Source organism: Nostoc sp. S13 (assembly GCF_029379315.1).
In the GTDB taxonomy this organism is placed as follows: domain Bacteria; phylum Cyanobacteriota; class Cyanobacteriia; order Cyanobacteriales; family Nostocaceae; genus Nostoc.
The window spans coordinates 1-13,380 of sequence record NZ_JAQYWQ010000088.1 but is presented as its reverse complement, the minus strand read 5'-3'; the positions used below and the strand labels follow the sequence as shown (position 1 = coordinate 13,380).

Annotated in this window: 11 protein-coding genes and 1 pseudogene; 8 read left to right on the top strand and 4 right to left on the bottom strand. The window is 41.7% G+C overall.

The window, feature by feature from the left end; genetic code table 11:
• Window positions 1–26: 26 nt before the first annotated feature.
• The gene (locus PUQ00_RS23160; protein WP_300421308.1) at window positions 27–695 is read left to right on the top strand and encodes a cadmium resistance transporter; all 669 of its coding nucleotides are present in this window, start codon (window positions 27–29) and stop codon (window positions 693–695) included.
• A gap of 215 nt (window positions 696–910) precedes the next feature.
• On the opposite strand, the gene PUQ00_RS23155 is transcribed toward PUQ00_RS23160, so the two are convergent.
• Window positions 911–1,078, bottom strand: coding sequence for a hypothetical protein (locus PUQ00_RS23155; protein ID WP_300421264.1), 168 nt, complete (start codon window positions 1,076–1,078; stop codon window positions 911–913).
• A gap of 15 nt (window positions 1,079–1,093) precedes the next feature.
• Here PUQ00_RS23155 and PUQ00_RS23150 point away from each other — a divergent pair, with 15 nt between their 5' ends.
• The 5 genes from PUQ00_RS23150 (at window position 1,094) to PUQ00_RS23130 (ending at window position 7,084) form a co-directional block, all read left to right on the top strand.
• Window positions 1,094–1,561 (top strand): MarR family transcriptional regulator, encoded by a 468-nt coding sequence (locus tag PUQ00_RS23150; RefSeq protein ID WP_300421260.1) that lies wholly within the window; start codon window positions 1,094–1,096, stop codon window positions 1,559–1,561.
• Between the two features lie 161 nt (window positions 1,562–1,722).
• Window positions 1,723–3,189 (top strand): HlyD family secretion protein, encoded by a 1,467-nt coding sequence (locus PUQ00_RS23145; RefSeq protein WP_300421258.1) that lies wholly within the window; start codon window positions 1,723–1,725, stop codon window positions 3,187–3,189.
• A 130-nt stretch (window positions 3,190–3,319) separates the two neighbouring features.
• Complete coding sequence (locus PUQ00_RS23140; RefSeq protein ID WP_300421256.1) at window positions 3,320–4,579, top strand: MFS transporter; 1,260 nt, start codon at window positions 3,320–3,322, stop codon at window positions 4,577–4,579.
• A gap of 312 nt (window positions 4,580–4,891) precedes the next feature.
• A complete protein-coding gene (locus tag PUQ00_RS23135) occupies window positions 4,892–6,472 on the top strand; it encodes a DHA2 family efflux MFS transporter permease subunit (RefSeq protein WP_300421253.1) in 1,581 nt (526 codons plus the stop codon).
• A 48-nt stretch (window positions 6,473–6,520) separates the two neighbouring features.
• A complete protein-coding gene (locus PUQ00_RS23130) occupies window positions 6,521–7,084 on the top strand; it encodes a Uma2 family endonuclease (protein ID WP_300421251.1) in 564 nt (187 codons plus the stop codon).
• A gap of 9 nt (window positions 7,085–7,093) precedes the next feature.
• On the opposite strand, the pseudogene PUQ00_RS23125 reads toward PUQ00_RS23130, so the two are convergent.
• A pseudogene (locus PUQ00_RS23125) lies at window positions 7,094–7,189 on the bottom strand (Uma2 family endonuclease); the annotation flags it as partial.
• A 125-nt stretch (window positions 7,190–7,314) separates the two neighbouring features.
• Window positions 7,315–8,544 (bottom strand): hypothetical protein, encoded by a 1,230-nt coding sequence (locus PUQ00_RS23120; RefSeq protein WP_300421248.1) that lies wholly within the window; start codon window positions 8,542–8,544, stop codon window positions 7,315–7,317.
• Window positions 8,545–9,085: 541 nt separating this feature from the next.
• Between PUQ00_RS23120 and PUQ00_RS23115 the strand changes: the two genes are divergently transcribed.
• Window positions 9,086–9,787, top strand: coding sequence for a histidine kinase dimerization/phosphoacceptor domain -containing protein (locus PUQ00_RS23115; RefSeq protein ID WP_300421245.1), 702 nt, complete (start codon window positions 9,086–9,088; stop codon window positions 9,785–9,787).
• 21 nt (window positions 9,788–9,808) lie between these two features.
• Window positions 9,809–12,283 carry an EAL domain-containing protein gene (locus PUQ00_RS23110; RefSeq protein ID WP_300421243.1) on the top strand — a complete coding sequence of 825 codons (2,475 nt, stop codon included), beginning with the start codon at window positions 9,809–9,811 and terminating at the stop codon, window positions 12,281–12,283.
• A 503-nt stretch (window positions 12,284–12,786) separates the two neighbouring features.
• On the opposite strand, the gene PUQ00_RS23105 is transcribed toward PUQ00_RS23110, so the two are convergent.
• Window positions 12,787–13,293, bottom strand: a complete 507-nt coding sequence (locus tag PUQ00_RS23105; protein ID WP_300421306.1) for a hypothetical protein — start codon at window positions 13,291–13,293, stop codon at window positions 12,787–12,789.
• Window positions 13,294–13,380 lie beyond the last annotated feature (87 nt).

Sequence of the window (13,380 nt, the reverse complement as noted above, 5' to 3'; positions counted from 1 at the left end):
AGATAGGTCTTGAGTGAGGAGTGATGATGGATTGGTTAATTGCAACAATTAAGATCGGGCTAGCTGCGGCAGTGGCAACAACGTTTGATGATAATATTTATCTGACTGCCTTTTTTAGTGAGGTTAATCGGACTTTTCGTCCTCAGCATGTTGTAGTTGGTGAGATTCTAGGGTTCACGGCATTAGTGATAGTAAGTTTCGTTGGTTTCTTACTGGGTCTAGCAATTCCGTCAACTTGGATTGGTCTACTGGGGATTTTGCCGATACTCATTGGCTTAAACAATTTGTTCAACCTGAATAAGGATGACTCAGCCGAAGATAAGTCAGCCAATCTGAAAAGAAACTCTAAATTTCGAGGATTTGATTCTCGAAAGCGATCGCTCTGGAATGTAATCCCCGATCCCCAGACCTATCGCGTCTCTGCGGTCACAATTGCCAACGGCGGTAACAATCTTGGGATCTATATTCCCCTGTTTGCCACTAGCTCAATCCAAAATCTGTCCGTAATCATACCAGTTTGCTATTTCATTGTTTGCTGCTGGCTGTTTATGTCCTATACTTTGACTCATCAACCCGGTATCGCTTTGGTACTCAGCCGTTATGCTCGCAAGATTTTCCCCTTCGTGCTGATGTGGCTAGGTTTCAGAATTCTGATGGACAGCGAATCTTATCGTCTGTTTCTACCAAACACTTGACCTTTTTTTAATTAAAAATGAAAAGTTAAAAATTAAGAAGAATAATAATTTTTAATTAATTTGGGGTTCAGAGCAACCACTGATAGCGAAGCGTTAGCGAGTCCTCGAGCGTCTTGCAATTTTTAATTAATAATTTTTAATTTTTAATTGGAGCGTTCGCCTTTGGCGTCTCCTAGAGAAGCGACTTGACGGCATCCAAAAAATCTATGGGAACATTATGGTGTTGTAATATGAAATAAGTGTTTTACAGTGGCATCAAATTTCGGTCTTACCACATTGTCGGTACAGCCAAAGAATACTAGTTGATTTAAGTTCTTCTTTAACAGAGATGGAAAGCCACTGTTGCTAAATCTAATCAGTCCAGCTAAGATAATACTACGCATACTAAGTATTTTCTAATGGTTTCTACATCTAATCACTCCCCAGCTTTAGAGTCGTGGCAGCAAAATCTGGCACCATACAATTTAGGCTACAGAATCAAATTAGTCTCACAACTGCTCAGTCGCAAGTTTACTGAGAGGCTTGAACCGTTTGGACTTACGCCATTTCACTGGTTGGTGTTGTGCTGTCTTTGGCAAGAAGATGGCTTACCTACTTCTAGTATTGGGGACAAACTCAAACAAGTGGGAGGGACTTTAACAGGCGTACTAGATCGGATGGAAGAACGCGGCTTGGTGCGTCGAGAACGCGACACCGACGATCGCCGCATCTGGCGGATCTGGCTAACGGATGCAGGCAAGGAACTAGAAGCTGTCTTACCGCCAGTCGCCGCAGCCCTGCGTGATCAAGCGATGGAGGGTATTTCCTTTGCTGACCGTGAACTATTTTCCCAAATGTTGAATCGGGCGATCGCTAACCTCTCCTAAAGATGATCCCAGAATCACCCGGTCGGGTGAGGCACTGTAAAGATATATTTTGAGATAATATTACGCATACTAAGGAAATAAAGTTTTTTTCAGGAAATATTACGCATTCTAAATAAACGACTATCAATCAAATTATTGGAGGAAGAAGGAAGTTAACAATCATGGGCACTAATACTTTGAACGGACGCAACGGACACAAGACCCCAATTTTAGAAAAAGAAGTGATTCCTGATTTAGAGCCTTTAGAAGTTGTGACAGCAGAAACATCTGCAACAGCAGAAGCACCTGTTGTGACTCCTGAGATCGAGAAAGAAGTTCCACCGAAGCGCAAAAAACCGACTGGTTTAATTTTGGCAGCCTTAGGTGTGGGTGCGATCGCCGCAGGTACTTTTGGTTATCATTACTGGCAATACGCCTCCACCCACCAGGAAACAGACAACGCCACCGTTGCGGGAAACATTCACCAAATTAGTAGCCGCATTCCCGGAACTATAAGTGAAGTGCTTGTGAATGATAACGAACTGGTGCAACCGGGACAATTGTTGGTGAAGTTAGATCCACGGGATTATCAAAGTCAGGTACAACAAGCACAAGCCGCCCTAGAAAATGCGCGTGGTCAGGCGCAAGCCGCTCAAGCAAATATTGCTTTAACTTCACAAACCACCACTGGTAAGACAACTCAAGCGCAAGGTGATGTCAGTGGTGCGGTAGCAGCAATTTCCACAGCCCAAGCAGCAGTACAAGAAGCCCAAGCTGGGATACCGGCGGCGCAAGCTGAAGTCAGACTAGCCCAAGCGGGGATTCCCGCCGCCCAAGCGCAGGTAGCGCAAGCAAATGCGAATTTGGAAAAAGCCCAAACAGATTACAATCGTTATAACCAATTGTATAAAACAGGTGCGATCGCTCGTCAGCAATTAGACACAGCCAAGGCAGCTTATGATGTGGCTACGGCACAAAAAAACGCAGCTATTCAGGGAGTAGAACAAGCCCAAGCCAAGTTAGCCTCTGCCAAAGTTGGTGTCGCCAAAGCCCAGTCTCAACTAGCACAAGCGCAAGAAAATGTCACCAATGCCCAAGCTAAATTGGCAGCATCTAAGGGAGGATTGCAACAAGCTACCGCCGGTGGACAAGATACAACAGTAAAACGTAGTCAATACGAAGCGGCAAAAGCGGCGATCGTGCAATCAGAAGCATCGCTCAAAGACGCACAATTGCAACTATCTTATGCCAATGTTACCGCCCCCAGTGCCGGACGCATAGGCAGGAAAAACGTGGAAATTGGCAACCGAGTTGCAACCGGAACACCATTAATGGCGATCGTCGATAACAACTATTGGGTAGTTGCGAACTTCAAAGAAACTCAATTAGAAAAGATGCGCCCAGGAGAGCCAGTAGAAATCAAGCTGGATTCTTTCCCTCATCACACCTTTATCGGTCGAGTTGACAGTATTTCGCCAGCTTCCGGCGCTCAGTTTGCCTTATTGCCACCAGATAACGCGACAGGTAACTTTACCAAAGTTGTACAGCGCATCCCAGTAAAAGTAGTTTTCGACCAAAAGAGCATTCAAGGATACGAATCGCGGATTACTCCGGGGATGTCTGCGGAAGTTGCTGTGGAAGTCAAGTAATACCAAATTGCTTTAAAATATCTGAAAAACCTGTTTCTAGTTGTGATATCTTCCTACACCTATGGAGAGGCGTATGGAGATGAGGTGAGATGATATTGATGAACGCAGATTGGTATCAAGCAAGCCTTAGATGAAAAAACCGCTACTACCTGCATTAAGGTCAAAAAACTACCGTCTGTTTTTTGCCGGACAGAGTATTTCCCAAATTGGGACGTGGATGACGCAACTTACCACGATTTGGCTAGTTTATGACTTAACAAACTCCCCATTGATGCTAGGAGTTGTAGGATTTTCGAGTCAAATTCCGAGCTTTTTTTTAGCTCCCTTTGGCGGAGTATTTGTAGATCGCTTTTCTCGGTATCGTACCTTAATTGGTACGCAAGTCTTGGCGATGATTCAGTCGTTAACATTAGCAGTGCTGGCGCTAACTGGTGTGATTCAGCTATGGCACATTATCGCTTTGAGTTTGTTTCAAGGATTTATTAACGCCTTAGATGCACCAGCACGCCAAGCATTTATGCCAGAATTAGTTGAACACAGAGAATATTTAGCCAATGCGATTGCCATCAACTCCACGATAATCAATTGTGCGCGATTAATTGGCCCTGCGATCGCGGGTTTATTAATTACTCGCGTTGGAAATGGCTATTGTTTTTTAATTGATGGTTTGAGCTACATTGGTGTAATCGCCGCTTTATTGGCGATGCAAGTTAAACCTTGGAAAAATTCCGTAACTAACGGAAATCCCTTACAAAAAGTCAAGGAGGGATTTGTATATGCCTTTAGCTTCCCACCCATTCGATCCATCCTATTGCTATTAGCTTTAGTCAGCCTCATGGGACTGCAAAACACTATTCTCGTACCAGTTATTGCAGAACAAGTTCTCAAAGGTAGTGCGGAAACCTTGGGGTTTTTGATGGCGGCGTCTGGAGTTGGAGCCTTAACTGGTAGTATTTATCTAGCTAAACGCCAAACAATCTTGGAAATTGAGAAATTGATTGCTATAGCTCCAGCAATTTTAGGAATTAGTCTAATTGCCTTTTCTTTGTCTCGTTTTTTACCACTTTCTTTATTTACAATGTTATTTGTTGGCTTGGCAACAATTCTCCAGATTGCTGCTAGCAATACATTTTTACAAACAATTGTTGAGGACGACAAACGCGGGCGATTGATGAGCTTATACACAATGTCATTTTGGGGGATGATTCCCGTAGGTAATTTATTAGGAGGTTTATTAGCAAGTCATATTGGTGCTCCCAACACTTTAATTATTGATGGTATAGCTTGTATTTTAGGGTCGATTATTTTTAGCAGACAGTTGCCTGCTTTAAAGCAAATAATACGTCCAATTTATGAGCAAAAGGGTATTGTCACGACTCAGGAAGTTTAAGATAGATAACTGTAGTTAAATTTAGATTTACGTTATCCCAGTTTGCAGTTGAGTTGAATACAGACCTAACCCCCAACCCCTTCCCTACTAGCGTTGGGGAGTAAGATTCAAAGCCTCTGACGCCACATGCAACAAGAGTGGCTCGCCGCCCAATGCAGTGGCTCCTCCTTGTAGGAGAGAGGTCAAAACTCCAAACGAGAACTTCTAGAATGAGCTTTTCTCTAGTAATCAGATTTCAATTTCGCCGTGCAGAGAGAAAGAGAAGATATAATAACATTTTTTACTACCTAACTTGGAAACAGGAAAAACACTATGGCTAACACAGGTGTAATTCATCAGCAAGCACCACCAGAACGTGTACCGCTAAAAACCTGGATTGGTGTATTAGCCAGTATGCTTGGTGCATTTATGGCAGTATTAGATATTCAAATAACTAATGCTTCATTGCAAGATATTCAAGCAAGTTTAGGAGCAACCCTAGAAGAAGGTTCTTGGATTTCTACGGCGTATCTCGTAGCAGAAATTGTAGTAATTCCTCTAACAGGATGGTTATCACGGGTATTTTCTCTGCGACGTTATCTGTTAGTCAATACTGCATTATTTATTTTCTTTTCTATCTGCTGTGGTTGGGCGTGGGATCTCAATTCCATGATTTTATTTCGGGTCTTACAAGGTTTTAGTGGAGGAGTATTAATTCCTACCGCTATGACAGTTGTATTAACGACTTTACCTCAATCTAAGCAATCAGTTGGGCTGGCGGCATTTGGGTTTAGTGCAGTTTTTGCACCCTCAATTGGCCCGACATTGGGAGGTTGGTTAACAGAAAATTTTGGTTGGGAGTATAACTTTTATATAAATGTGATTCCAGGGGCATTAATGCTAGCTGGCGTTTGGTACGGAATTAAGCAAGTAAAACCCCAAATTAATTTACTGAAACAAGGTGACTGGTGGGGAATTATTGCGATGGCTATTGGGTTAGGTTCCCTACAAGTTGTTTTAGAAGAAGGTAGCCGTAAAGATTGGTTTGGTTCAACGTTAATTGTGCGCTTAAGTGTGATCGCGGCAATTTTTTTAGCGATATTTTTCTATATTGAATTAACTCGTAAACAACCATTTATTAATTTACGGCTTGTGTTTCGGCGGAACTTTGGTTTAGCGAGTATTGTCAATGTATCGCTGGGTATAGGATTGTATGGTTCAATTTATATTTTACCTCTGTATCTTGCCCAAATTCAACAATACAATGCGTTGCAAATTGGTGAAGTATTAATTTGGGCTGGTATTCCCCAACTGTTTATTATTCCCCTCATACCCAAATTGATGCAACGTATTGATGTGCGGTTAATCGTAGCTGTGGGTGTAACTTTGTTTTCCATCAGTGCATTTATGAACTCTGGAATGACTAATCAAACTGGATTAGATCAGTTACGTTGGTCACAATTTGTGCGTGCAATGGGACAACCTTTAATTATGATACCACTTAGTTCTATCGCCACTGCTGGATTGAGTCAGCAAGAAGCAGGATCAGCAAGTGGTTTATTTAATATGATGCGGAATCTGGGCGGTTCTCTAGGAATTGCATCTTTAGCAACTTTATTAACTAACAGAGAGCAATTTCACTCGAATAGATTGGGTGATGGAGTATCTTTATATAACCCAGAAACTCAGCAGCGAATTGATCAAATGACACAGTATTTTATTAGTCGTGGAGCCGATTTGACTACAGCACAAAATCAGGCGATCGCATCTATATCTAACATCGTCCGTCGGGAAGCTTTTGTAATGGCTTTTAACGATTGTTTTTACTTTATTGGCATTGCATTGTTACTTAGTGGAATTGCCATTTTATTCTTGAAAAAGGTGAAGCCAACTGGTGGCGCTGTCGCTCATTAAATTTGTTCTATGGGTTAAAATGTTTGATAAAACTACTAAAATATTAAAATGGTCATTAGCCAAAGTGAGTACTATATCTCACCGGAAAAATATCTAGAAGGCGAAAAAGTAAGTGAAATCAAACACGAGTATATTGATGGGCAAGTCTACGCAATGGCAGGGGCAAGTGATGCCCATGTCACTGTAGTAGGAAACTTGTTTGTACTATTACGAAACCATCTCCGGGGTAGTGGTTGCCGTGTTTATATGTTAGACATGAAAGCACAAATTGATGTCATAAACCGCTATTTTTATCCTGATATAATGGTTACTTGTGATACACGGGATAAAGAATTTGAATATTTTAAGTGCCATCCTTCCTTAATTATCGAAGTGCTTTCTGAGTCAACAGAAGGCTATGACAGAGGGAAGAAATTTGCCAGCTACCGACACTTAGAATCACTACAAGAATATGTGCTAATTTCACCAGACCAAATGAGTGTGGAATGCTTCCGTCGCAATCAGCAAGGACATTGGGTACTTTACCCTTATGAAGAAGAAGTGCATTTAGCTAGCGTTGATTATCGTTGTGCAATCGCAGCTATATATGAAGATGTATTATTAGTATCCTAATCCAACATTTCCACCTTCCCCTTGAGATGGCGGCGTTTGATCTCGTTCTTCCGAACCGTTTCCAGAAACAAATTCCAACACAATCAAGGGTGCAACATATCCCTTAGTACTTTGTCAAGCTAGTCATGAAGGGTTTGTAGTAAACACTTTAGTGGTTAGAAAATAACTCCTAAAGTGCTTACCCTTCTCCTGACAAAGACGCGCAAGGGATGGGTGACTGTTAATATTGGCTACAAATTTGCTTTCGAGACTTTTTCAATTTGCCCAGTAAAGTATGCTTCCTCATGTTTGAGTTGTTGCGCTAGTTCTAACCCTTTTTGAAAAGCTGTTAGTGCTTGAGGAAACTGTTTGCGTTCTAAATACAATTGTCCAATTTGGTCATAAGCTTGCATCATCCCGTAAAAGTTGACGGCTTGCGCCTGTATCTGCACAAGAATTTCGCTAGCCTGCAAAGCCTCATCTGTTTGTCCTTGAGAACGGTACAGTGCAATTAACTTCTGCAAAGCTTCACCAGCACGAACGTATTCCTGTAATTGCCAAGCAGTGGTATAAGCTTCTTGATAATTTTTAAAAGCTTCTAAGAGTAAGTTAGGATCTTTCTTTGCTAGAGATTCGTAATCGGAAGCGATCGCTAGCTTTAATTCTGGTATTTCAGTAAGATTATTTTCATTTAGGTAAATTTCTGCTAGTTTATTAAGTACATTCAATGACTGCTGTAGTTGGTTTGTCTGCTCGTAAATATCAGCCAGTCGTTGCAGATATGTTACCTCGTTTAGACGTTCGCCTTGGGAAGTCGCTAAACCCAATAATTCCTCGTAGATTGGGGCGGCTTTGCGATAATCAAACCAACTCAAATGTAGTTCCCCAATTGTCTTGAGGATTTCAACTACTGCCGTTGGATTTTTTTGCTGTCGCACGACTAGCAAAACTTGGTTGTAAGCTTCCACAGCTAGTTTAGGCGATCGCACATTTTGGTAAGCTTGACCTAGCGATCGCCACAATTCTAGATCAATTTCGGCAGTTGTTTTCTGAGATTGTGCCTGCTTTTGAATAGCTTGCAATCGGTGCGTAATATATTGTACTTCGGGGCTGTTGTTTTGATTCCAAGCGATCGCAGAGACTCGTGATAATGCTTGCACCTCTGGTAATGAACCTAAAAAGCGTCGCAAGCGCAGTTCCCGGTTCCAAATTTCAAACGCCGCCACCTGATCCCCTGCTTGCAGTTTCGCTGCTGCTTCTTGGTTTAAGGCATCCAGGGCTGGTTCTAACTTTTGCCGTTCTTCGAGAGTTAACGGCTGTTTATCCTTGGGCAAACGTGGTAGCAGTGGATCGGGTGTGGTAATTTCTAGAGGACTAGGAGGAAATTCATCCGGTGGTTTGGGCTTTTTACTCTCTGCCAGCGTCAAGGAGTTGCTAAAGAGTATAGCAGCAGTAACAATCACAATTAAGCGTCTGAGCATGGGTACTTTGCTTTGCCTTGAGTTAGTTGCATCAGTTGATATGGCACACCACATTAACATAACTTATGCAAGCCAAAATCTGTGGGAGAGCGGTACGTAGATATACTGAATAATTCCACAAGAGTTATGATTTACCTTCCCATGACTCCGAAAATATACGCTCCCAATAATTAACTAATATCATTTTCATACTTCTTTAGGATTTACGCATGAGTTACGGAATAACGAACCGCTCCAGGCACAGAGGGCACGGAGAAATCAGAGTTTGAGAGATATTTTGCGTAAGTCCTATTCTTATTCAGCAAGCCAATTTTTTCATGGGTGCTCTTTGGTGGAACGAAGATATAGCCGCTTGGATTGGGACTGCTAATCACCCTTTTTCTTCTGCACGAGACGCGCGCGCAAAGAACGGATATAGTTTAGACAGTTCAGGCAAATTATGGAACACATGCGAATGCTCACTATAGCTAGCGATAACGAAGACAATGAGTTGTTTAAACAGCTATCAATAGAGGGGAACGCCAGTACTCATCAAACAAGTTTGCTGACTATTTTTGGCAGCATGATAGCTTCTGTTATCATCGGTTTAGCGCATAAAAGATCAGAGGAGCAGATTAAAGCATTGCTTCAAGAAAAAGAAGTGCTATTGCAAGAAATTCATCACCGGCTAAAAAATAATTTGCAGATTCTTTCTAGTCTGCTCAAGCTGGAAGCAGAGTATCTCAAAGACAATCAAGCCATTCAGGTATTCAAAGATAGCCAGAACCGTATTCAATCAATGGCTCTAATCCACGACAAACTCTATCAATCTAAAGACCTCGCAAGGATTAATTTTGCTGACTATATCCAGGACTTAGTAACTAATTTGTTTTTTTCATACAACCTTAATTCCAGTGCGATTAACTTGAAAATCAACGTTGAGAATGTTTTCTTAGTCAGTGATGCAGCTATTCCTTGTGGCTTGATTATTAATGAACTTATTTCAAATTCTCTAAAACATGCCTTTCACCAAAGAGAATCGGGAGAAATTTGTATTGATTTTTGCTCCTTTGAAGCAAATTTATTTACACTTACTATCAGTCATGATGGCGTTGGTTTTGCCAAAGATTTTGACTTTCAGACTACAGAATCATTAGGTCTGCGATTAGTAAAGGGTCTGACAAATCAGCTTAAAGGGAATATTGATTTCAGCAATCATAACGGAGTAGAGATTAAAATTATCTTTTCGACCAAAAATTTATAATCCCATAAATCGAACAAAATTATGAGCAAGGTAAATATATTGATTGTTGAAGATGAATTCATCGTGGCAATGGATATACGAAATCGGCTAGAAAATTTTGGATACACTGTTTTAGGGCTTGTTGATTCGGGAGAAGAAGCAATTGAGAAAGCAGCAGATGATTCTCTAGATTTAGTTTTAATGGATATTATTCTTAAGGGAAAAATGGACGGTGTGGAGGCTGCCCAGATAATTCATAATCTTTTTAATATTCCAGTAATTTATCTGACTGTTGATGACAATGAAAAAACATTAGAACGAGCAAAAGTAACACAGCCATTTGGCTACATTATCAAACCTTTTAAAGAAAAAGAATTAAAGTTTAATATTGAAATTACCCTATCCAAACATCGGATGGAAACAAAATTAAAACAGAGTGAACAATGGCTGACTACCGTACTTAAAAGTATTGGTGATGGGGTGATTACTAGCGACGCATTAGGAGCGGTGACTTTTATGAATCCTGTTGCGGAGGTAATGACGGGTTGGAAATATGCAGAAGCATTTGGCAAAGAAGCAACAGAAGTATTCAATATTGCTGATAAAAAGACTCGGAAAAAAATTGAAAGTCCGATCAGACAAGTCCTTGAATCTGGGGTTACTGTCCACTTACCAGAACAGACAATACTTATTGCTAGAAACGGTACAGAAATACCAATTGGTGATAGTATCGCACCGATTAAAGATGACAATGGTAACATTGCGGGTGCAGTTTTGGTCTTTCAGGATATCACCGAGCGTAAGCAGATATTAGAGACACTAAGGCATCGCCAGGAAGAATTCAAAGCACTAGTTGAAAATGCACCTGATATTATTTCCAGATTTAACACTGAATTGCGCTATGTTTACGTTAATCCAGCTATTGAAAAGGTTACAGGAATATCAGTCGAAACATTTATTGGCGCAACAAACGCAGAATTAAATCTGCCGTCAGAATTTTGTCGGATATATGATCATAAGCTCCAGCAAGTTTTCCAAACTAAGCAAGAAGCCGAGTTTGAATGCAGTTTAGCGATCGCTTGGGAAACAAAACATTACCATACCCGTCTTGTGCCGGAATTGGCTAGCGATGGTTCAGTATATTTTGTTTTGAGTATCGCTCGCAACATTACTGCTTTAAAAGTTGCCCAAGCGCAATTAATTCATGATGCCTTTCACGATGTACTAACCGGTCTGCCAAACCGCGCCTTATTTATCGAACGGGTAGAACGTGCGCTCATGTCGGCAAAACGACGTGTGGACTATATATTCGCTGTTCTCTTTCTAGACCTAGATCGCTTCAAAGTAATCAATGATAGTCTCGGTCATATGATTGGTGATCAACTACTAACTGCGCTGGCTCGCACATTGGAAAATTGCCTGCGTGCTGGAGACACAGTTGCTCGTCTAGGCGGAGATGAGTTTACAATTTTGCTTGATGATCTCAATAACATCAATGACGTAACAAGCGTAGTGGAGCGGATACACGAAGCTCTGACATCTGCGTTCCAACTCAGTGGGCATGAGGTATTTACCACCGCCAGCATTGGTATTGCCCTGAGCAATGCTAGTTACAACCAACCGGAGGAACTCCTGCGCGATGCTGACATTGCCATGTATTACGCTAAGTTATTGGGTAAAGGATGCCATAAGATATTTGACTCAAGCATGTACACCCAAGTAACGAAACTATTAGAGTTAGAGATGGATCTACGACGGGCAATTGAACGCCAAGAGTTTCAGATTCACTACCAACCAATTATTTTGTTAGAAACTTACAAGATTATTGGCTTCGAGGCTCTTCTTCGTTGGCAGCACCCGGAACAGGGATTAGTTTTTCCAGACAGCTTTATTCCACTGGCAGAAGAAACTGGGCTGATTATTCCCATTGGTTATTGGGTACTCCGCGAGGCTTGTCGTCAGATGCACACTTGGCAAATACAATTTCCTGCTGATCCACCCTTAACAATCAGTGTAAATCTTTCCACTAAACAGTTTTCACAACCTGGGCTGATTGAACAAATTAACCAAATTATCCAAGAGACTGATGTCGAAGCCAGCAATTTAAAACTGGAGATTACCGAAAGCGTACTTATGGAAAATACTCAATCAGCAACTTTTATGCTTTTGCAACTGCAAGAGATGAATATTCAATTACACTTAGATGATTTTGGCATAGGCTATTCATCCTTGAGTTACCTGCACCGTTTTCCAAGTAATGCCTTGAAGATTGATCGTTCTTTTATTGCCAAAATTGGTGCTAATGGAGAAAACTTAGAGATTATTCAGGCGATTATCAGTCTAGCCCAAAATCTAAATAAAGATGTAATAGCGGAGGGCGTAGAAACGATGGAACAGCTAGCACAGCTTAAAGCCATGAAATGCAAGTACGCACAAGGATATTTTTTCTCAAAAGCCGTAGATAGCAAGTCGATAGAGAGATTAATTGCATCTGGCATTCAGCCGAGACAAGGATAGCAATGATTCAAACTAAGATCATAACCCTGAGTTAGGGACTGACAACAAATAAATTATCCAATCTTGTGGGGTGGAGAGCGTTCGACTGACTTGTACTAAGCTTTGTCGTTGGCGCAGCCTAAGAAGAGAAGTAGCGCTCACGCCGAAGTCTTATCCGCCCTTGGCTACGGGCGGGCAAGATGCCATTGGTGTCAACTTAAGGTGAAAGCCTTTTAAAACCTCGTTTCCAGCTAGAGGCTGGAAATAGCACCTCATCGCGGCTCTGCCGCAAGTCTTGAGGCGGCAGCCCTCTCGGAATGCATTAAGAGTCGGAGACTCTTAACGAGACAACAAAACCTATCGTTGACAAATGGGTTTTAACCTTAAGTTGACACTAATGGCGAGACGCCCACCCCACAAGAAGTAAAGAAAAATTTTTTTATTTGTCAGTCCCTTAGTTTTAGTAGATAGCACTTGGCAAAGCAATCCCAAGCTCCGTTCCTGAATTCTGAATTCTTCTTCAACTATGGGGTTTCCCCTTGTCCCCCTATCTCCTTGTCGTTTTGTCCTCTTGGATCTTTTTCTCCTGCGGCTCGTTCGCGTGTCAAGCTATCAATAGCATCACCCAAAGCAGTAGTTAGGCTATTACGCGTTTGGGCGTGGTTATCCTGCTCAGTTTTCAGAGCTTGCAAGAGGCGATCGCGTTCTTTGATCACGGCGATCAGTTTAGCTTGTAAGTCCTCCACAGATTTTAATTGTTCTATTTCTTGTTGGATCGCTGTTACTGATGTCCCAGCAGCCAATGTCTCGACCTCAAGACTCTGGAATTTATGCACGTCTGCCTTCAGGGATGCGATCGCTTGTTGGGACAATTGGGCATCAGTGCGGCGTTGTTCTGCTTCTGTGTTATAGAGCTGACGCCATTTTTGGGCACTTTCCCAAGCACCATCGCGATCGTGTTGAAGTTTCGCCATCTGATCTTTAAGTACCTGTATTTCCGTCAACCACTGTTGTGTTAAATCTTGATTCATAAATAAATAGTTATTAGTCATTTATCATTTGTCATTGGGCATTGGGCATTGGGCATTGGGCATTGGGCATTGGGCATTGGGCATTGG